This is a genomic window from Burkholderia sp. GbtcB21 (assembly GCF_019091065.1).
In the GTDB taxonomy this organism is placed as follows: domain Bacteria; phylum Pseudomonadota; class Gammaproteobacteria; order Burkholderiales; family Burkholderiaceae; genus Burkholderia; species Burkholderia pyrrocinia_C.
In genome coordinates, this window is sequence record NZ_JAGXKA010000003.1 from 91,385 (window position 1) to 110,126 (window position 18,742).

At 67.2% G+C, this 18,742-nt stretch carries 18 protein-coding genes; 6 read left to right on the forward strand and 12 right to left on the reverse strand.

The annotated features are described in order from the left end of the window. Positions 1-51: 51 nt before the first annotated feature. The 3 genes from KVT39_RS08475 to KVT39_RS08485 all read right to left on the reverse strand — a co-directional run bounded on the left by KVT39_RS08475 (position 52) and on the right by KVT39_RS08485 (position 3,960). Complete coding sequence (locus tag KVT39_RS08475; RefSeq protein ID WP_217588487.1) at positions 52-1,671, reverse strand: histidine-type phosphatase; 1,620 nt, start codon at positions 1,669-1,671, stop codon at positions 52-54. A gap of 179 nt (positions 1,672-1,850) precedes the next feature. Then, positions 1,851-2,285: a phosphatase gene (locus KVT39_RS08480; protein ID WP_034181060.1), complete on the reverse strand. Its 435-nt coding sequence runs from the start codon at positions 2,283-2,285 to the stop codon at positions 1,851-1,853. Between the two features lie 325 nt (positions 2,286-2,610). Then, on the reverse strand, positions 2,611-3,960 hold the full coding sequence (locus KVT39_RS08485) for an NAD(P)/FAD-dependent oxidoreductase (RefSeq protein WP_217588489.1): 1,350 nt from the start codon (positions 3,958-3,960) through the stop codon (positions 2,611-2,613). Between the two features lie 99 nt (positions 3,961-4,059). Here KVT39_RS08485 and KVT39_RS08490 point away from each other — a divergent pair, with 99 nt between their 5' ends. Next, positions 4,060-5,013 (forward strand): LysR family transcriptional regulator, encoded by a 954-nt coding sequence (locus KVT39_RS08490; protein WP_034181062.1) that lies wholly within the window; start codon positions 4,060-4,062, stop codon positions 5,011-5,013. 30 nt (positions 5,014-5,043) lie between these two features. Here the strand turns inward: KVT39_RS08490 and KVT39_RS08495 are convergent, their stop codons facing one another. After that, positions 5,044-5,220, reverse strand: a complete 177-nt coding sequence (locus KVT39_RS08495) for a hypothetical protein (RefSeq protein WP_217588491.1) — start codon at positions 5,218-5,220, stop codon at positions 5,044-5,046. 192 nt (positions 5,221-5,412) lie between these two features. On the opposite strand from KVT39_RS08495, the gene KVT39_RS08500 reads away from it, so the two are divergent. Then, positions 5,413-6,330, forward strand: a complete 918-nt coding sequence (locus tag KVT39_RS08500; protein ID WP_217588493.1) for an AraC family transcriptional regulator — start codon at positions 5,413-5,415, stop codon at positions 6,328-6,330. Positions 6,331-6,362: 32 nt separating this feature from the next. Here the strand turns inward: KVT39_RS08500 and KVT39_RS38640 are convergent, their stop codons facing one another. Further along, positions 6,363-6,650: a DUF1016 N-terminal domain-containing protein gene (locus tag KVT39_RS38640; protein ID WP_368858909.1), complete on the reverse strand. Its 288-nt coding sequence runs from the start codon at positions 6,648-6,650 to the stop codon at positions 6,363-6,365. A gap of 104 nt (positions 6,651-6,754) precedes the next feature. Between KVT39_RS38640 and KVT39_RS08510 the strand changes: the two genes are divergently transcribed. Beyond that, on the forward strand, positions 6,755-7,642 hold the full coding sequence (locus KVT39_RS08510) for an NAD(P)H-binding protein (protein ID WP_217588496.1): 888 nt from the start codon (positions 6,755-6,757) through the stop codon (positions 7,640-7,642). Between the two features lie 43 nt (positions 7,643-7,685). Here the strand turns inward: KVT39_RS08510 and KVT39_RS08515 are convergent, their stop codons facing one another. Together KVT39_RS08515 and KVT39_RS08520 are read right to left on the reverse strand one after the other, a co-directional pair. After that, complete coding sequence (locus KVT39_RS08515) at positions 7,686-8,888, reverse strand: benzoate/H(+) symporter BenE family transporter (RefSeq protein ID WP_217588499.1); 1,203 nt, start codon at positions 8,886-8,888, stop codon at positions 7,686-7,688. Between the two features lie 243 nt (positions 8,889-9,131). After that, a complete protein-coding gene (locus KVT39_RS08520; protein ID WP_217588501.1) occupies positions 9,132-10,157 on the reverse strand; it encodes a fatty acid desaturase in 1,026 nt (341 codons plus the stop codon). 277 nt (positions 10,158-10,434) lie between these two features. On the opposite strand from KVT39_RS08520, the gene KVT39_RS08525 reads away from it, so the two are divergent. Further along, positions 10,435-11,259: a phosphate/phosphite/phosphonate ABC transporter substrate-binding protein gene (locus KVT39_RS08525; protein WP_217588504.1), complete on the forward strand. Its 825-nt coding sequence runs from the start codon at positions 10,435-10,437 to the stop codon at positions 11,257-11,259. 55 nt (positions 11,260-11,314) lie between these two features. Here KVT39_RS08525 and dbpA read toward each other — a convergent pair whose 3' ends face one another. The 5 genes from dbpA to KVT39_RS08550 all read right to left on the reverse strand — a co-directional run bounded on the left by dbpA (position 11,315) and on the right by KVT39_RS08550 (position 16,320). After that, positions 11,315-12,712, reverse strand: a complete 1,398-nt coding sequence (gene dbpA / locus KVT39_RS08530; RefSeq protein WP_034181069.1) for an ATP-dependent RNA helicase DbpA — start codon at positions 12,710-12,712, stop codon at positions 11,315-11,317. Next, the gene (locus tag KVT39_RS08535) at positions 12,709-12,906 is read right to left on the reverse strand and encodes a hypothetical protein (RefSeq protein ID WP_034181070.1); all 198 of its coding nucleotides are present in this window, start codon (positions 12,904-12,906) and stop codon (positions 12,709-12,711) included. The genes dbpA and KVT39_RS08535 overlap by 4 nt, the downstream gene beginning before the upstream one ends. A gap of 331 nt (positions 12,907-13,237) precedes the next feature. Then, entirely contained in the window at positions 13,238-14,899 is a 1,662-nt protein-coding gene (gene mqo / locus KVT39_RS08540) for a malate dehydrogenase (quinone) (protein ID WP_217588506.1), read from the reverse strand. Positions 14,900-15,466: 567 nt separating this feature from the next. Continuing rightward, positions 15,467-15,766: a hypothetical protein gene (locus tag KVT39_RS08545; protein WP_217588508.1), complete on the reverse strand. Its 300-nt coding sequence runs from the start codon at positions 15,764-15,766 to the stop codon at positions 15,467-15,469. Between the two features lie 65 nt (positions 15,767-15,831). Continuing rightward, positions 15,832-16,320: an Lrp/AsnC family transcriptional regulator gene (locus KVT39_RS08550; RefSeq protein ID WP_034181074.1), complete on the reverse strand. Its 489-nt coding sequence runs from the start codon at positions 16,318-16,320 to the stop codon at positions 15,832-15,834. Between the two features lie 126 nt (positions 16,321-16,446). On the opposite strand from KVT39_RS08550, the gene KVT39_RS08555 reads away from it, so the two are divergent. Together KVT39_RS08555 and KVT39_RS08560 are read left to right on the forward strand one after the other, a co-directional pair. After that, on the forward strand, positions 16,447-17,484 hold the full coding sequence (locus KVT39_RS08555) for a histone deacetylase family protein (protein WP_217588509.1): 1,038 nt from the start codon (positions 16,447-16,449) through the stop codon (positions 17,482-17,484). Positions 17,485-17,554: 70 nt separating this feature from the next. Further along, the gene (locus tag KVT39_RS08560) at positions 17,555-18,697 is read left to right on the forward strand and encodes a branched-chain amino acid ABC transporter substrate-binding protein (RefSeq protein ID WP_034181076.1); all 1,143 of its coding nucleotides are present in this window, start codon (positions 17,555-17,557) and stop codon (positions 18,695-18,697) included. Positions 18,698-18,742: the final 45 nt, after the last annotated feature.

Consider the following 18,742-nt stretch of genomic DNA (forward strand, 5'->3'; position numbering starts at 1 on the left):
GCGCCCCGCTCATCCTCTCATCCGCGCGCGACGCGTGCACCGCGCGTCACGTCACTGATACCCGTAACACTGCTTCAGCCCCGCATAGTCATAGAAGTGGCTGCCCGGCGCGATTTTCGCGCCGTCGCACGCGGCCTGGAAATCCGTCTCGCGCTCGTTGTACAGCATCTTCACGATCAGCCGCGACCCGTTGCGATAGACATCCCATTGCATGTTCGCGGCCATCGGCGACACCTGGTCGCCGCGCCACGGGTTGTTCGCATACGTGTAGGTCTGCGCCTGCGGCGTCGGCGCGAACACGTTCTTCAGGTTCATGATCGACGCGAACGGAATCACGATCTCCGCATGCGTGAAGCGCAGCTTCGCGGCGCGGGTCAGGTCGCCGCGCGCGATCGCGTCGACTTCGCCGAAGAAGTCGTCCTGCAGCACTTTCGCCATCCGGTACGTGACGGGGTTCGCCTCCTGGATGCCGGGCCCCTTCTGGTAGTAGTCCTCGGCATCCTGCAGATAGGCCAGATACTGCGCCTGTTCCGCGCCGATGTATTTCTCCATCGTGACGCCGCCGGTTTCCGCCGTCATCGCGGGCGCGATCTGCAGCAGGTTGTACAGCACGTTCACCGCATCGACGGCCGTCGCGATCTTCGTCTTGCCGTCGCCCTTCAGCGTGTTGGTGAACTTGCCGTCCGCCGACGTGAACGCATAGGTTCCCGTGTTCGCGAACGTGTAGCCGTCGGTGCCGAGCTTCGCGATGAACGCCGGCGACACCAGCGCGGACAGCACCGTTTGCGCGACGTCGGCCGCTTGCGGTGCGGCCTTGATCGCCTTCAGCTTCGCGGCCACCGTCGCGTCGTTCGCGTAGGCCTGGTAGGCCTGGCTTGCCTGATAGACCGCGTAGTACGGATCGTTCGCGTCGGTCACGAGATCGGTGGCCGGTTTCAGCGAATGGAAATACAGCAGGAAGCGGTTGGTGCCGGCCGGCTGCGCGGCCGGTGCGTTTGCCGGATAGCCGGACGGCGCGGCGGGCAGCGTGATCGCCGCGGCCAGCGCCGGCTGCGCGGCGACGAGCGCCGCGGAGAAAAACGTCGAGCTGTCGACCGCGCGATCCTGGCCCGAGTTGACGACGACAACCTGCCGGTTGCCCGCCGAGAACAGCGCGGGCAGCCGCTGTGCGAGCCGTGCGGCGAGCTGCTGGTGTTCGCGGATGCCGGTTTGCGTGAGATTGCCGTATCCGGGCGTCGAGATGCCCGGCACGCCGTAACCGAGCAGCGCATTGGCCTTCATCATCGCGTACGTATCGGCCTTGAGCTGCGCGCCGAGCGCGGTCAGCGCGCCGTCGGCCTCGGCCTTGACCAGCATCGCGTAGATCGCGCCGTCGTACTTGAAGCCCGACAGCCCGCGCGAGCCATGGCGTGCGACGAGTTCGGCGTAGACGGGTACGTAGCCGGCGGGCGGCGCTTCGTACGTCGCGGCGTCCTGCTGCGGGCGGTACGGCGTCTTCGTCTGGTAGTAGGTCGCGGGAACCGGCGTCGGCGTTGGTTGCGGCTGCGGTGCGGGCGTCGGGCCGCTGTTGTCGGTCGACGTGGCGGGCGGTGTCGAGGTTTCCCCGCCGCAGGCGGCAAGCAGCAGACAGGCGATTGCGAGGGCGAGGGCGGGGTGGGGCGGGCGTGTCATCGTGGCGTGTAACGGGCGGGACGATGCGGTATCGCGTCGTCCCGTTTCCGGGAGAGATCGGTCGAACCCGGAAGTGTTGCAAGCGACTTTGACAGCAGAATGTCAGGATCGGGTCGGGCAATCGTCGGATTGCGGCCCGATCGACGATGGCCGGCCGCCGCCGGCCCGTGTGCCGGCGTTCAGTGCAGGCCGGCCGATGCGATCGAGCGCACCGTATCGGTGATGTTCACGCAGCGCGACAGGCCGAAATGCTCGGCTTCGCGGCGTTCCGGTTCGCTGCTCGCAATCGCCACCGCACGTTCGGGCGGCACGCCGAGCGCTTGCAGCGCAACGTCGAAAGGATGCTGGTTTGATCCGGAGTCCTGCTGATTGGCGTCCGTGACGACGACCGAGAAGCGGTCGAGGTTCGCGCGGCCGAACTGGCCTTCGAACATGTCGCTGAGCCGTGCGGCCGGCAGCGTCGTGACGAGACCGAGTCGATATCCTTCTTCCGACGCACGGTCGAGCCACTGGATGATTGCGTCGCGCTGATGGCGCGCTTCGTGCGAATCCGGTGTTGCTTCGATCTGTGCGAATGCAGCGTCGAGACGGGTGACGATGGCTTCGATAACCACGGTGATTCCTCTTCAGAAACGTGATGATCCGTTCGCCGACGGGAATGCCACACACCTTAGCGTTGATCCGGAATATGCAACCAATTAATATTTTTATCCGACTCATACGATACGACTAATGAATCGGGTTGCGAGCCAGTGTGGGCGCGGCATGCGTGTCGCGCAATGTTTTTTTTTACGCAATGCATCGTATCGACGGCTTTCAATGTGATGCACCAAACTCGCGCACGTTGCGCATGCACCGGTCAGATGCATGTGAAAAAAACGGCGTATCGGGCGATGCGCGCCCGATACGCCGTCATGCGCTGCCGCTTTCAGCAGGCGATCAGTGCAGCTTGATCGACGGCTGGTTGCGGCTTTGCAGCCAGTGGCTCAGCGACTGGAACAGCGCGCGCTTCGCGCCGTACACGCTGAACAGGTGCTTGCGGTACAGGAACTTGTACAGGCCGATCGCGGCAAGCCCGTCGACGATCAGCGAACGCGAACGCACGCCGAGGTCTGCCTGGTACACGGCGCCGGCGTGCCCGAGCGACACGACGGTGCCCGCATCGCGGAACGTGAAGCCGGCCACCGGCTTGCCGGCGACGCGCCGCGCGAATGCGTGGACCAGATACACGGCCTGCTGGTGCGCAACCTGCGCGCGCGGCGGCAGGAAGCCGCTCGCGCCGGCCGACGGGCACGCGGCGCAATCGCCGAACGCATACACGTGCGGATCGTCGGGTGTCTGCAGCGTGTCGGTCACGATCACCTGGTTCGAGCGATTGAGCGCGATGTCGCCGATCTCCCGCAGGATCGCGGGGCCCGCGACGCCGGCCGCCCAGATCGTGATGTCGCTCGCGAGCCGTTCGCCCGTCGCGGTCGTCACGGCATCGGCGCTCACTTCCGCCACGCGCGTATCGGTCAGCACGTCGACGTTCAGCGCACGAAGCTGCGCGTGCATCTTCGCGGACAGCCGCGCGTCGAGCGCCGGCAGGATGCGCGGGCCGCCTTCGATCAGCCGGATGTGCACGTCGCGCGCGGACACCAGCGCCTTGAAGCGGTACGTCGTCAGTTGCTGGATCGCGTGCCGCAGCGCGGCGGCCAGCTCGACGCCCGTCGCGCCCGCGCCGATCACGTTGATGCAGATCGGCGCCGCGTGCTTCGCCGGATGCTGCTCGGCCTGATGATTCGCCTTCGTGCAGGCCGCGAGAAACTTCCGGCGGAAATCCTCGGCCTGGTCGAGGTTTTCGAGCGGCAGTGCATGGCGTGCGGCGCCCGGCACGTTGAAGAAGTTCGTCACGCTGCCGACCGCCAGCACGAGATCGTCATAACCGAGCTCGCGCTGCGGCAGGATTTCCGTGCCGTCCGCGTCGTGCACGGCCGCGATCGTCGCCGTGCGAGCGGCGCGGTCGACCTGCTGCAGCGCGCCCTGCACGAAGCGGAAGCCGTGGCGCTTCGCCTGCGCCGCGTATTCGATCGTGTGGGAAGCCGGGTCGCGATGGCCCGACGCGGCTTCGTGCAGCAAGGGCTTCCAGAAGTGCGTCGGGTAGCGGTCGACGAGCACGACTTCGGCCTGCCCGCGGCGTCCGACCGTATCGCCGAGACGCGTGGCGAGCTGCAGGCCGCCGGCGCCGCCGCCGACGATCACGATGCGCGGCATGCGGTCCGTTGCAAGGTTGGGCGTGATGTTGTCCATGTTGGGCTCCCGCTGATGACGATTCGGATGACATTGCTCAAGAACCGACGATATAGTTTCGAACCCAGTCGAACAATTTAATGTTTATAAGCGACTCATATGTATTCACTTATAGGAAAGACCGCGACGTTCCGGCAGTTGAAGGCGCTGGACATGATTGCGCGGCTCGGCAGCGTGTCGCGCGCGGCCGAGGAGCTGAACCTGACGCAGCCGGCCGTGTCGCTGCAGGTTCGCCTGCTCGAGGAGGCCGTCGGCGCCGCGTTGCTGCAGCGGGTGGGGCGCGGCGTGCAGCTGACCGCGGCCGGTGAGATCGTGTCGCGTTATGCGCGCGAGATCCTGCATCTGTGGAGCGAGGCCGGCGACGAAGTGGCCGCGCTGACGGGCGATCTCGGCGGTACGCTGCGGATCGGCGCGATCACGACGGCCGAGTATCTGATCCCGCCGCTGCTCGTCAAATTCACCGCGACGCGTCCGCATGTGAAGACGTATTTCAAGGTCGGCAACCGCGACGACATCATCCGCATGCTCGCGACGCATGAAATCGATCTCGCGGTGATGGGCAGCGCGCCGAAGGAGCTGCGCACGCACGCGGTCGAGTTCGCGAAGCATCCGATGGTGTTCGTTGCGGCACCCGGCCATCCGCTGATGCAGCGCAAGCGCGTCGCGCTGAAGGATCTCGAATCCGCGCACCTGCTCGTGCGCGAACGCGGCGCGGGCACGCGCTCGACCGTCGAGAGCCTGTTCAAGACGGCCGGCCATCGCTTCCATGTGGGGTCCGAATTGTCGAGCAACGAGGCGATCAAGCAGATGGCCGAAGCGGGGCTCGGCATCGCGTTCCTGTCGTTGCACGCGTGTGCACTCGAACTGCGCACGGGGCTGCTCGGGCAGCTGCCGTTCCCCGGCAACCCGATCGAGCGCGAATGGTATGTGGTCACGCTCGCCGACCGGCGGATCTCGCAGGTGACGGGGCTGTTTCGCGACTTCCTGATCAAGCAGGGCGCGCCGGTGATCGACGGCGCGACGGCGGCGCCGCACGAGCGGCGGCGCAAGTAGGTGGATGACGTCGGCCGGGCGGCCGCTCGGTCAGCCGAGCCCGAAGTCGTCGTTGCTGTCGGGAATCGACGCGAGCAGCCGTTCGAGCCGATACCAGCCGACGATGCGCAGGCACCACGCGGCGATGGCAGTCCGGTCGTTGCGGGCGTCGGGGCGGGACGGCGAGCGGGCGATGAACGCCGCGCATTGCGGGCAGTAATGGGGCATGACGGTCTCCGTAGGTGTCGGATGGGGCGATCGTAAGCGTCACCGCACGTGTCGGCGCTCACGTAAGGATCGGCTTGAGCAGAAACGGATGATCTTTTTCTGTCCGGCCGGATACGGCCCCCGCAGGCCCGGCACGCCGCCCGAAAACGCGTCACAATGCGCGTTCGACACACGATCTGGTGGAGCCAAGCCATGAGCGATCCGATTCTCGCCGTGCCGTCGGACAACGGCGTGCCGGTCAGCCTGCGTTCGAGCCGCGGGCTCGGCTGGCGGGGCTTCGGCGCGGCGCTGCTCGACATTCGCGCCGGCACGTACCGGATTCCGGCGGCCGACCATCACCGCATCGGTGTGCATATCGGCGGCCCCGTTCGAGCGGACTGCGTATGCGACGGCGAGCGTGTGTCGCGCATCCAGGCGCATGGCGACGTCGACGTGATTCCGGCCGGCCTGCCGGGCCAGTGGACCGACAGTGCCGACTGCCGGATCCTGCACATCATGCTCAGCGACACGTTCGTGCGGCGGACCTTCGAGCATCTGGAGCTGAAGCCGTCGCAGGCGCAGATCCGCCGCCGGTTGCAGGTGCGCGACCCGCGCCTGCAGCACATCGCGTGGGCGATGGCCGCCGAGCTCGAAGCGGAAGACGCGTCGGATCCGCTTTATGCGGAAAGCCTGTGCACGGCGCTCGTCGCGCGGCTGGTCGACAGCCAGCCGGCGTTCCGCGAGCGCCGGCGCACGCTCGCACCGAAGGCGGCAGCGCGCGTGATCGACTATGTCGAGGCGAACCTCGACCGGCGCCTGACGCTTGCCGAACTCGCGGCGCTCGTCGCGATCAGCGTGCCGCATTTCAAGGTGCTGTTCCGCGAAACGCTCGGGATGCCCGTGCACCAGTACGTCGTGCGGCGCCGGGTCGAGCGCGCGAAGGCGCTGCTGCTCGAAGGCCGGCTCAGCATCAGCCAGATCGCGCTCGAAGCGGGGTTCGCGCATCAGAGCCACATGGCGAACTGGATGAATCGCGTGCTTGGTGCGACGCCGATGGAGATTGTGCGATCGGGGGCGCGGGGTGGGTTGCGGCTGGCTTATGACGGCAAGGACGGGGGGAGCGGGGCATAACGACGCGGTGGCGCCCTGATGGATGCGGGCTGTCACGTTCGATTCACTGCAGACAGGTTATGGCCCCAGGGCAATTGTCCAACAGGCTGTTGGACAATTGCCGCGTCCGGCCAGGCGTCCGCGAAAGGGCGCATGTGTATCAGGTTGGCGCGGGAGAGGCCCTTCAGATCGGGAAGGGCCGCCTCGATGTCGTGCGCCAGTCGCGCGATAACCTTACCCCTAACCTTGCTCTGCCTGCCGCCACCGGCTGTCACGACCGGTCTGCCAGTAGAGCAGTACCAGTTCGCGATTGATGGCCCGCGCGGCACATTGCCGGGCACTAGTTGAATCGCTCATCCGTTCCTGCTCGATTCATCCCTCCCTGCGCGCCGTCCCGGCCGCGCATGCCGACAATCACCACACCTTCATCCCCCAGGAGCGGATCGTGTTCGTGATCTTCGGTGCATCAGGCAACGTCGGTTTGTCGACCGTAACGACCTTGCGCAACGCAGGCCATCCCGTGCGCGCGGTGCTGCGCGACGCACGCCAGCGTGAACGCTACGCGCAGCTCGGCTGCGACGTGGCGATCGCGGCGCTGACGGACGTGAACGCGGTCGCGTCGGCGATCGACGGCGCGCAGGCCGTGCAGATCCTGTGCCCGGTGCCCGTCGCCGACCCCGATCCGGCCGCGATGATGGAGCGGACGATCGACGTCGCGACCGCCGCGCTCGCCGCGAACCCGCCGCCGGCATTGCTCGCGCTGTCGGACTACGGCGCGGAGCTCGACGGCAATACGGGTATCACGCGTCTCTTTCATCACTTCGAGGAACGGCTCAAGACGATCCCGACGCAGCTGACGCTGCTGCGCTCGGCCGAGCATCTGCAGAACTGGGCGCGGGTCCTGCCGGTCGCGCTCGGCACCGGTGTGCTGCCGAGCTTTCATCATCCGGTGGCCAAGGTGTTTCCGACGGTCTGGGCGCCCGATGTGGGCGTCGTCGCGGCGCGGCTGCTGCTCGATGCGCCCGAAGGCGGCAACGGGCCGCGCATCGTCAGCGTCGAAGGACCGCAGCGGGTGAGCGTGACGGCGATCGCGGATACGCTCGGCGCGGCGGCCGGCCGCGCGATCGTCGCGCACGAGCTGCCGCGCGACACCTGGAATGCGACGCTGCTGCGCGCGGGACTCGGCGAACGTCATGCACAACTGATCGTCGATCTGTACGACGTGCACAACGCCGGGCAGATCGACGTCGAGGCGGGCGTGTCGGAGCGGCTTTACGGCACGACGACGCTGGTCGATGCGCTCGCGCAACTGGTGCGCCGGCACGCGCGGTGATCGAAGCGGCGGCGAGCGGTGCGCACGACGGGCGCAACGTGCATCACGCTTGCCGCCGCGCCTTGTTCAGCACCGCATACGAAAGCGACCCGATCACGATCCCCCAGAATGCCGAGCCGAGCCCGAGCCACGTCATCCCCGATGCGGTCGCGAGGAACGTGATTACCGACGCTTCGCGGTGATTCTCGTCCTCGAAGATCCCGTGCACGTTCGCGCCGATCGCACCGATCAGCGCGAGCCCCGCGAGGATCGCGACGAACGCCTTCGGCAGCGCGAAGAACACCGTGACGATCGTGCCCGCGAAGAGCCCGCCGATCAGGTAGAACGCGCCGTTCGCGAGCCCGGCGATGTACCGCCGGTCCGGATCCTCGTGCGCGTCCTTGCCCGTGCAGAGCGCCGCGGTGATCGCCGCGACGACGATCGTGATCCCGCCGAAGCATGCGACGGCGAGCGACATCACGCTGGTCGCCGTAATGATCGGGCGCGCGCTCGTGTGATAGCCGGACACGCGCAGGATCGTCATCCCCGGCAGGAACTGGCCGGTGAGGCTGACGACGACGAGCGGCAGCGCGAGGCTGAGCGTCGTGCCGAGCGTCCATTCGGGCGCGATGAAGATCGGCTGCGCGATGCTCGGCGATACGTTGCCGAGATGCGTCATCCCGAGCAGCGTCGCGAGCGCGGCGCCCGTGAGCAGCACGAGCACGATGCTGTAGCGCGGCAGCAGGCGCTTGAAGATCACGTAGGCCGCGATCATCCCGAATGCGAGCGCCGGCTGCTCGGATGCCGCGGCGAACGCATGCGTGCCGAACGGCAGCAGGATGCCGGCCATCATCCCGCACGCGATGCCGCGCGGAATGTGGCGCACGAGCCGGTCGAAATAGCCGGTGACGCCGATCAGCAGGATGATCAGCGCGGCCGTGATGTACGCGCCGACGGCCTGGTTGAGCGTCAGTTGCGGAAACAGGCCGACGAGCAGCGCGGTGCCGGGCGCCGACCACGCGGTGACGATCGGCACCTTCAGCTTCCAGCTCGCGAACAAGCCCGATATGCCCGCGCCGATCGAGATCGCCCAGACCCACGACGACACCATTGCATTGGACGCGTGAGCCGCCTGCGCGGCCTGGAAGAAGATCGCGAGCGGGCCCGCGTACGAAATCAGCACCGCGAGAAAGCCCGCGGTGATCGCGGAAACGGACCAGTCGTTGCCGATCGCGCGGATCGCGCCGGGCGGGGTGTTCGGTTGCATCGTCGTCGGAGAATGAGCGCCCGGCCAGCAGCGGAGCCGGGGCGATGGGCTTGTTTTGGGAGCCCCGGATGACCCGCCATTCTGGACATTGCCGACGCGATTGGCAATTCGACGACGAACCGCCGGGTTGTCGGCATTTCGTAAGAAATTCGCGCCGACGCGCGCGGATCGGCATGGCGTGCGGCGTCGCGCCTGCATCGTCGAATCGGGCGACTTCACGACGAAGCGCGGCTCCGTCGAACGTTACGTGCTGATCTGCAGCACCTCGTCGACCACCGCCACCTGCACCCCGCCACCCGTCGACAGCGACGCGGTGCCCTGATCGAACGGATGCACCGGCGCATCGGTCGGCGTCCACGCGTGGCGCGCCAGCAGCTCGCGATACCCGCCGCGGATCACGAAGCCGCCGCATTTTTCCGCATACGCGTCGCGCCGCATCCGGTACGCGCGCGGCAGGTCGTACCACGGCAGCTTCGGCAGGTCGTGATGGACGAGGTGATAGTTGTTGTTCAGGTACAGCAGCCGCATCGCGAAGCCGGCTTCGTTGATCGCGATGCGCGCCTTCGGATGCCGCGCGGCGCGGTGCTCGTACAGCGAGCGGATCATCGCGAGTGACAGCGCGGGCCACGTGACCGCCAGCAGGTAGTACCACCACGGCACGCCGATCGCCCATTGCAGCCATGCGAGCAGCACGACCACGCATGCAGCGTGCGTCGCCCACATCGGCAGGTAGCGGAAGTCGCCGCGCCGGAACGCGGCGAACGCGTCGGCGAATGTCGCGGCGATGGCGAGCGGCGGCCCGGCGACGATCCGCCCGATGAAGGTCGTGCGTGCGACCGTCAGCGCGCGACGCCAGTGCGGCAGCCGCGCCCAGCGTTGGCGCGATACGTAGTTCGTTTCGGGATCGACGCCCGGCACGGTCAGGTCTTCGTCGCGGTGATGGTCGAGGTGCGTGTCGCGATACAGCGTGTACGGATACCAGACCGTCAGCGGCGGATAACCGAGCAGCTTGTTCACGAACGCGGAACGCGTCGGATGGCCGTGCAGCAGCTCATGCTGCAGCGACAGGTGCCACGCGCCGAGCAGGATCAGCGGCGGCGTCGCGGCCGCGAGTGACAGGTGCTGCGCGCGCACGAGCAGCAGCACGGCGAGCCAGCCGCCGTAGATCGCGACGATCAGCAGCCAGGTCGGCCATTCGGTGCGGGCGGTGAAGCGGGCGTCGAGCGCGGCGATCGCGCGCGCGTGGTCGACGTCGAAGTATTCGGCCATGGTGCTGAAGCGGGATGGAACGGGCGGCGCGGAGCCGGCCCGGATGCTCGGGTGTCTCGCGGATCACGGTCGGCTTGCCCGGCATGCGCGCGGCGGCGATGCGGGAGCAGGCATCCGGACGTTACCGGGATCGCGCGGCACGGCCAACCAATCGATTCGCATTTGCTTATCGTCGTGCGGCCGATAAGCTTTCAGGCCACCGCGGCGCGTTCGGTGCCCGTTTTCGTGCGATCGAACCGGGTTCCGCTGAGCCGACGCCGATGCGTAGAATGTGCGCATGAGCCAATGGATCGCAGAACTGCCGATGTACAACGTGACGCCGCGCCACGCCGTGCTGTGGCGCGCGCTGCTGCGCGACGCGCTCGATACGTTCGCGAACGCGGGCGGGCCGGCGGACGTCGTGCTGCCCGACGAACCGTTCGACGACCTGCACGCGCTGTGGCGGCGCGACGATCTGCTGCTGTCGCAGACCTGCGGCTATCCGTACCGGATGCTTGGCTTGCGCGACACCGTGAGATTGATCGCGACACCGGTTTTCGACGCGTACGGCTGCCAGGGGGCGCGCTACCGCAGCGTGCTGGTCGTGTCGGCGCGCGTGCATGCGGGCGGTGCGACGACGCTCGCCGCCTGTCGCGGGTTGAGGGCCGCATTCAACGGCGGTGATTCGCACAGCGGAATGAACGCGTTCCGTCACGCGGTCGCGCCGCATGCGCATGACGGAAAATTCTTCGGATCGGTCACACCGTTCGGTTCGCATCTGAACGTGCTGCGTGCGCTGGCGTCAGGCGAAGCCGATTGCGCGGCGATCGACTGCGTGACGTTCGCGTATGTGCGCGACGCGCTGCCTGAATTGCTGAAGGAGATCCGGATCATCGGCACGACGGCGTCCGCGCCGGGGTTGCCGTTCATCGCCTCGCGGGCGCTGGAAGGCGGGCAGGTCGCCGCATTGCAGGATGCGCTCGATCGCGCGGTCGCGGCCGATGCGGAACGCTCGCGCGTGCTGAGACTGAAGGGATTCGAACGGCTGTCGCCGGTCGACTACGACACGATTGCGCGGTTTGCACGGGAGGCCGCCGCGCACGGGTATCCGGAACTGGCGTGAGGTGCGGGTAGTACAGGGCGGCGCGCAACGGTGGGACCGTCCGCGCCGCTTCCCGTCACTCCTCGTCCATCAACCGGACCTTGACCCGCTTGCCCTTGATCTTCCCCGCATTGAGCTTGCGCAGCGCGTCGTGCGCGACGCCGCGCTCGATCGCGACATAGGTCGAGAACTCGGTCACGTTGATCTTGCCGATCTGCTTGCCGTCGAACCCGGCGTCGCCGGTCAGCGCGCCGAGCACGTCGCCCGGGCGGATCTTGTCCTTGCGTCCGCCGAGGATCTGCAGCGTTTCCATCGGCGGCAGCAGCGTGTCGTCGCCGGCCGGCTTCAGCTCGGCGAGCGGATGCCATTCGACGTCGCGCTTCTGCGCCTGCTCGATCGCGCCGACGCGGCCCATCTCGTCCATGCTCGCGAGGCTCAGCGCCCAGCCGTCCTGATCCGCGCGGCCGGTGCGGCCGATGCGGTGCACGTGCACTTCCGGGTCGGGCGTCACGTCGACGTTGATCACCGCTTCGAGCTGCGCGATGTCGAGCCCGCGCGCGGCGACGTCGGTCGCCACCAGCACCGAGCAGCTGCGGTTCGCGAACTGAATCAGCACCTGGTCGCGCTCGCGCTGGTCGAGCTCGCCGTGCAGTGCGAGTGCGTGGAAGCCCTGCGCATGCAGCACGTCAAGCAGGTCGCGGCACTGCTGCTTCGTGTTGCAGAACGCGATCGTGCTGACGGGCCGATAGTGGTTCAGCAACTGGCCGACCGCGTGCAGCCGCTCGTTCTCGGTCACTTCATAGAAGCGCTGGCGGATCTTGCTGTTGTCGTGACGCTCCTCGAGCTTCACTTCCTTCGGGTTGCGAAGGAACTGCTGGCTCAGCTTCACGATGCCGTCCGGATAGGTCGCGGAGAACAGCAGCGTCTGGCGCGTCGGCGGGCACATCCGCGCGACCTTCGCGATGTCGTCGAAGAAGCCCATGTCGAGCATCCGGTCGGCTTCGTCGAGCACGAGCGTGTTCAGCGCGTCGAGCTTCAGGTTGCCGCGATCGAGGTGATCCATGATGCGGCCCGGCGTGCCGACGACGATGTGCGCGCCGTGCTCGAGGCTCTGCGCCTGCGGACGCATCGGCGTGCCGCCGCACAGCGTCAGCACCTTCACGTTTTCCTCGGCGCGTGCGAGGCGGCGCACTTCCTGCGCGACCTGGTCGGCGAGCTCGCGCGTCGGGCACAGGATCATCGCCTGCACGTCGAAGCGGCGCGCGTCGAGGCGCGACAGCAGCGCGAGCGAGAACGCGGCGGTCTTGCCGCTGCCCGTCTTCGCCTGCGCGATCAGGTCCTGGCCGGCCAGCGCGATCGGCAGGCTCGCAGCCTGGATCGGCGTCATGTCGACATAGCCGAGCTGCGCGAGGTTGGCGAGCGTGGCGGGCGTCAGCGGCAGCGCGCTGAAGGGCGCTGCGGTCGGTTGGGTCATTCCAGGTCTCCGAGGTAAGGCTTGCCTTCCATCTGCTCGTAGACGATCGTGCCGTCGTCGGCTTCGAAGCGCTCGAGATAGTTGCGCGCGCCGCACAGCGGGCAGCGGAACAGCAGCCCCTGGCCTTCGTCCTTGATGACGACGTCGGACGTTTCCCACTGCGTGCCGCAGCTCTGGTTTCTGCAGGTAAACACGGTCTTTCTCCAGCTGAATTCGGTTGGTGGCGCGCCCGGGCGGGCGCGGCAACGGTGTGCGGCGCTCGCGCGGCTCGGGCGCGGGCCGCACCGGCGGTCGCTTGGACTGCGTCGATGCGGATGATGGATCGGGCGGCGACGGGGTCGCGCGTGCCGCAATTCTAGCGGATGCGGGCGACCGGCAGTGGGCGATGGCGGCGGGCGATGGCTGCGGGCGACCGGCGTGGGCGGCCGGCGCGGGCGTCGCCTACGGCGCGCGCCATGAAAAATGGCCGCCCCGGAGGGCGGCCATGTCGTGCGGCGAAACGGCGCCGCGCGGCGGTCGTACGCGTTACAGCGCCATGTCGGCCGACGCCTTCGCCGGGCGGGCCGGCGCGGTGCCGGTCGCCTGCGACGGTACGTTGACGTCGATCTTCGGCGGCGGCGAGAGCTGCAGCACGTCGCTCGTGTAGGTCCATTCCTCGACGACCTTCGCCGGGCTGTCGTTCAGCTTCGTGCCGTAGCTCGGCACGATCTGGCGAAGCTTCTGCTGCCACTCGGGCGTCGCGACCTTGTCCTTGAACACCTTCTTCATCAGGTTCAGCATGATCGGCGCGGCCGTCGACGCGCCCGGCGACGCGCCGAGCAGGCCCGCGATGCTGCCGTCCTGCGAGCTGACGATCTCGGTGCCGAGCTTCAGCACGCCGCCCTTCACCGGGTCGCGCTTGATGATCTGCACGCGCTGGCCGGCCTGCCACAGGCGCCAGTCTTCCTTCTTCGCGTTCGGGAAGTATTCCTTCAGCGCGTTGTAGCGGTCGTCGTCGGACAGCATCAGCTGGCCGGCGAGGTACTGGACGAGCGGGAATTCGTCGACGCCCACGCGCATCATCGGCGCGACGTTGTGCGTGTTGGTGCTCGTGAGCAGGTCGAAATACGAGCCGTTCTTCAGGAACTTGGTCGAGAACGTCGCGAACGGCCCGAACAGGATGATCTTCTTGCCGTCGATGATCCGCGTGTCGAGGTGCGGCACCGACATCGGCGGCGAGCCGACCGACGCCTTGCCGTACGCCTTCGCGAGGTGCTGCTTCACGACGTCGGGGTTGTCGGTCACGAGGAACGAGCCGCCGACCGGGAACGCGCCGTAATCCTTCGCCTCGGGGATGCCCGACGCCTGCAGCAGGTGCAGCGCGCCGCCGCCCGCCCCGATGAACACGAACTTCGCGTCGACGGCCTGCGGCGCTTCATTCGAATGCAGCTTGACCCACGACACGTGCCACGTGCCGTCGGCGTTGCGCGTGATCTCGCGCACTTCGCTCGACAGCGACAGCGTGAAGTTCGGCTGCGTCTTCAGGTAGCCGACGAACTGGCGCGTGATCTCGCCGAAGTTCACGTCCGTGCCGATCGGCGTCCACGTCGCGGCGACCTTCTGCTTGCGGTCGCGGCCTTCCATCATCAGCGGCACCCACTGCTTGATCTGGTCGTAGTCTTCCGAATACTGCATGCCGCGGAACAGCGGGCTCGCCTGCAGCGCTTCGTAGCGCTTCTTCAGGAAGCGGACGTTGTCGTCGCCCCACACGAAGCTCATGTGCGGCGTCGAGTTGATGAACGAATGCGGGTTCTTCAGCACGCCCTGCCTGACCTGCCACGCCCAGAACTGGCGCGAGATCTGGAACGACTCGTTGATCTCGACGGCCTTCGAGATGTCGATCTTGCCGTCCGCCTTTTCCGGCGTGTAGTTGAGTTCCGCGAGCGCCGAGTGGCCGGTGCCGGCGTTGTTCCAGCCGTTCGAACTTTCCAGCGCGACGCCGTCGAGGCGCTCGACCATCGTCATCGACCAGTCAGGCTGAAGCTCGTGCAGCCAGACGCCGAGCGTCGAACTCATGATGCCGCCGCCCACCAGCAGGACGTCGACCTTCTTCGTATCGGCCGCGTGCGCGGACGACGCGGCGACGCACAGCGCGAGCGCCGACAGTATTACCCGTAACGTTTTGATCACAGCAGATCCCTTTTTCAACTTGGATGCATCGGTTTTGCCATGCCGCCCGACGCGCGTTTCGATCGCGGCCGATACGCGCTTCCGGAGATCCGGATCGCGAATCCGGAATTCCGGATCGACGCTGTTCGCCGTTGCATTTGCGCACGCGAAACCGTTGAGGAGGACACCTTCGGATCGGCTCGCGACAGGCACGCAATTGCCGGCGTCACGGGGCGCGCATTGCGCCGAGGCCCCTGCGGCAAGCCTGAGTAGTTGGGGTTTCAGGCTGCATCGAAAAGGGCCGCACGCGACGTTGTTGCCGGGGGCGGGGTGGCAAGGGGCGCGTAATATAACCGAACTCGGTTAACGTGTCGCACGCGAAAAATGTCCTTGTTTTTGTGGGGTTTTTCGCGTGTCCGGGTTTCCGGAATCGGAGTGTGCCGCGCCGGAAAACCGGCGGGAATTTGACGGCGCGGCGCGCTCGATTGGCGCGCCGCGTGCCGATGCGACATGTCGGAATGTCGATGTGCCGAAGCGTTGCGCGATCGCTCGCGCAACGCTTCGCGTCGGCCCGTCATTGCGTCGCGGCATTGCGCCGCGATCCGCTCACTTCGCCGAATTATTCCTGCAGAACTGCTCGTACGACAGCGCCGAATTCGCGAAGCCCTTTTGCTTCGCGAGTTCCCACGGGCGCTCGCATTGCTGCGTCTGTTCGCACCATGCGTAGCCGGCCGAGCCGATGCAGCCGTGCGCATCGCGATCGCCGCCGACCATCGGCGGCGCGGCCGGCGCGGAAGCATCGAGCGGCGCCGACGCATTGGCAGGCGCGGTGGATTGCGCCGCACAGGCGCTCAGTGCGAACGCGATCGCGGCGGCAAGCGAGACGGAGGGGATGAAACGTTTCATGGGGGCGTGCTCCATGGGATGGGTTTGGGGGAACGGAATGACGGCCTGCATGTTCATTGCACCGTTCACGCGTCCGGCACCGGCACGCGCGACGAGAACTTCACTTCGCGCAACGCGAGGCTCGACTGGATCGACGACACGCCGGCCTGCTTCCTCAGCACGCGCTCGACGAATTCCGCATACGCATCGAGATCGGCCGCGACGACCTGCAGGATGTAATCGGCCGCGCCGGTGATCTTGTGGCACGACAGCACCTCGTCGTGCCGCCGCATCACATCCTCGAAGTGATCCGAATCCTGGCCCGAGTGCATGTTGAACGTCACCTGCACGAACGCGAACACGTTCATCCCGAGCGCGCGCCGGTCGAGGTTCGCCTGGTAGCCGGTGATCACGCGCTCGTCCTCGAGCCGCTTGCGGCGGCGCCAGCACGGCGTGACGCTCAGCGACAGCTTTTCGCCGAGCGTCGCGTTCGACAGCGCGCCGTCTTCCTGCAGCAGGCGGAGCATCGCGCGGTCGACGCCGTCCAGTTCAACCGAAGCGCGATTTTTGCTCATATCCGTAGTTCCGTAGACAGTTTTCTCAAAATTGTACGAAACGGGAATGTGAAAAGCAAAGTTATTGCCGGTCGGCGTCAATAGACTGTTGCCACCCCCTCACTGCCATCACTGCAACGGTCAACCATGCTCACGGTCTACAGCAGCGATCACCACCTGCATCGCGGCGTCGAACTGAAGGACGGCGCGATCACCGAGTCGTTCGAAAACCCCCTTCGCGCCGAAACGGTGCTCGCGCAGGTCCGCGCGGCCGGCCTCGGCGACGTGATCGCGCCGCGCGCATTCGACCGAGCCAGCTATGCCGGTGCGCACAGCGCGCGCTACGTCGATTTCCTCGTCGGCGCCTGGGACGAATGGACCGCGACCGGCCGCACCTGCCAGGCGCTGCCGCTGGTGTGGCCGGTGCGCGCGATGCCGGCTGCCGCGACGCTGCCCGATTTCATCGACGGCAAGCTCGGCTTCTTCGCGATGGACGCCGGCGCGCCGATCAATGCGGGCACGTGGGACGCGGTGAGCGCGAGCGCGAATTCGGCGCTCACCGGCGCCGACCTGCTGTCGAACGGCGCCGCGCGCGCGGCGTTCGCGCTGTGCCGGCCGCCCGGCCATCACGCGGGCCGCGAGTACATGGGCGGCTACTGCTACCTGAACAATGCGGCGATCGCGGCGCAGCACGGCATCGCGAGCGGCGCCGCGCGCGTCGCGGTGCTCGACGTCGATTTCCATCACGGCAACGGCACACAGGACATCTTCTACGAACGCGCGGACGTGCTGTTCGCGTCGATCCACGGCGAGCCGCACGTGTCGTACCCGTACTTCTCCGGGTACACAGACGAGCGCGGCACGGGCGCGGGCGAAGGCTTCAACCTGAACCTGCCGCTGCCGAAGGGCACGCAGTGGGACACCTACGAAGCGGCGCTCGGCCATGCCGCGGCCGCGATCGTTGCGCATGCACCCGACCTGCTCGTGGTGTCGCTCGGCGTCGACACGTTCGAGCACGATCCGATCAGCCACTTCCGGCTGCGCTCGCCCGACTACCTGCGCATCGGCGAGGCGCTCGCGCGCCTGAACCTGCCGACGCTGTTCGTGATGGAAGGCGGCTACATGGTCGACGAGATCGGCATCAACGCGGTGAACGTACTGCTGGGTTTCGAAGGGCGCGCGTAAGCGCGTGGCATTGCCTTCAACGAACGACGTATCCGAATACGAACGAAGTGCGACAACGAAGGAGACAAGCATGAATCGACATCACAAGACGGCACTCGCCACCGCGGCCGCGCTGACGTGCGCGCTGTCCGCGTTCTCCGCGCACGCGGACGAAGTCGTGCGCATCGGCCACGTCGCGCCGTTGACCGGCGCGATCGCGCATCTCGGCAAGGACAGCGAGAACGGCGCGCGGCTCGCGGTCGAGGAAATCAACGCGAAGGGGCTCGCGATCGGCGGCAGGAAGGTCACGCTGCAGCTCGACGCGCAGGACGACGCAGGCGATCCGCGCACCGCGACGCAGGTCGCGCAGCGGCTCGTCGACGACAAGGTCGTCGGCGTGGTCGGCCATCACAACTCGGGCACGTCGATTCCGGCGTCGCGCGTGTATCGCGACGGCGGCGTCGTGCAGATCTCGCAGGCCGCGACCAACCCGACTTACACGCAGCAGGGCTTCAAGACGACCTATCGCGTCGTCGCGACGGATGCGCAGCAGGGGCCGGCGCTCGCGTCGTATGCAGCGAAGAACATGGGCATCAGGACGGTGGCCGTGGTCGACGATTCGACCGCTTACGGGCAGGGCCTCGCGACCGAGTTCGAGAAGGCGGCGAAGGCGGCCGGCATGAAGATCGTGTCGCGTGACGCGACCAACGACAAGGCGATCGATTTCCGCGCGATCCTCACGAAGATCAAGGGCGCGAACCCGGACGCGATCATGTACGGCGGGATGGACGCGACGGGCGGGCCGCTCGCGAAGCAGGCGCGGCAGCTCGGGCTGCGCGCGAAGATCCTCGCCGGTGACGGCGTGTGCTCGACCGACCTGCCGAAGCTCGCGGGCCCGGCGTCCGACAACGTCGTGTGTTCCGAGGCCGGCATCGCGCTCGAGAAGATGCCGGGCGGCGCGGCGTTTGCGAAGCGCTACGAAGCGCGTTACCACCAGCCGATGCAGGTGTATGCGCCGTTCTCGTACGACGCGGTCTACATCATCGTCGATGCGATGAAGCGCGCGAACTCGACCGACCCGGCGAAGGTGCTGGCCGCGATGCCGGCCACCGACTATCGCGGCGTGATCGGCGAAACCAGCTTCACGCCGCAGGGCGACCTGAAGCACGGCGCGATCTCGGTGTTCACGTACAAGAGCGGCAGGAAGGCGCTGCTCGATATCGTGAAGATGTAACGACGAAGCCGGGGCGCGCCGCGCGTCACGCGCGGTTGCGCGCCC

What these genes read in the sequence shown, in the direction of transcription:
- KVT39_RS08550 (WP_034181074.1), bottom strand. Translation starts at nt 16,320, where the DNA reads ATGAGCAAAAATCGCGCTTCGGTTGAACTGGACGGCGTCGACCGCGCG.
- KVT39_RS08545 (WP_217588508.1), bottom strand. Translation starts at nt 15,766, where the DNA reads ATGAAACGTTTCATCCCCTCCGTCTCGCTTGCCGCCGCGATCGCGTTC.
- KVT39_RS08525 (WP_217588504.1), top strand. Translation starts at nt 10,435, where the DNA reads ATGAGCCAATGGATCGCAGAACTGCCGATGTACAACGTGACGCCGCGC.
- KVT39_RS08490 (WP_034181062.1), top strand. Translation starts at nt 4,060, where the DNA reads ATGTATTCACTTATAGGAAAGACCGCGACGTTCCGGCAGTTGAAGGCG.
- KVT39_RS08560 (WP_034181076.1), top strand. Translation starts at nt 17,555, where the DNA reads ATGAATCGACATCACAAGACGGCACTCGCCACCGCGGCCGCGCTGACG.
- KVT39_RS08515 (WP_217588499.1), bottom strand. Translation starts at nt 8,888, where the DNA reads ATGCAACCGAACACCCCGCCCGGCGCGATCCGCGCGATCGGCAACGAC.
- dbpA (WP_034181069.1), bottom strand. Translation starts at nt 12,712, where the DNA reads ATGACCCAACCGACCGCAGCGCCCTTCAGCGCGCTGCCGCTGACGCCC.
- KVT39_RS08520 (WP_217588501.1), bottom strand. Translation starts at nt 10,157, where the DNA reads ATGGCCGAATACTTCGACGTCGACCACGCGCGCGCGATCGCCGCGCTC.
- KVT39_RS08485 (WP_217588489.1), bottom strand. Translation starts at nt 3,960, where the DNA reads ATGGACAACATCACGCCCAACCTTGCAACGGACCGCATGCCGCGCATC.
- KVT39_RS08555 (WP_217588509.1), top strand. Translation starts at nt 16,447, where the DNA reads ATGCTCACGGTCTACAGCAGCGATCACCACCTGCATCGCGGCGTCGAA.
- KVT39_RS08495 (WP_217588491.1), bottom strand. Translation starts at nt 5,220, where the DNA reads ATGCCCCATTACTGCCCGCAATGCGCGGCGTTCATCGCCCGCTCGCCG.
- KVT39_RS08500 (WP_217588493.1), top strand. Translation starts at nt 5,413, where the DNA reads ATGAGCGATCCGATTCTCGCCGTGCCGTCGGACAACGGCGTGCCGGTC.
- KVT39_RS08475 (WP_217588487.1), bottom strand. Translation starts at nt 1,671, where the DNA reads ATGACACGCCCGCCCCACCCCGCCCTCGCCCTCGCAATCGCCTGTCTG.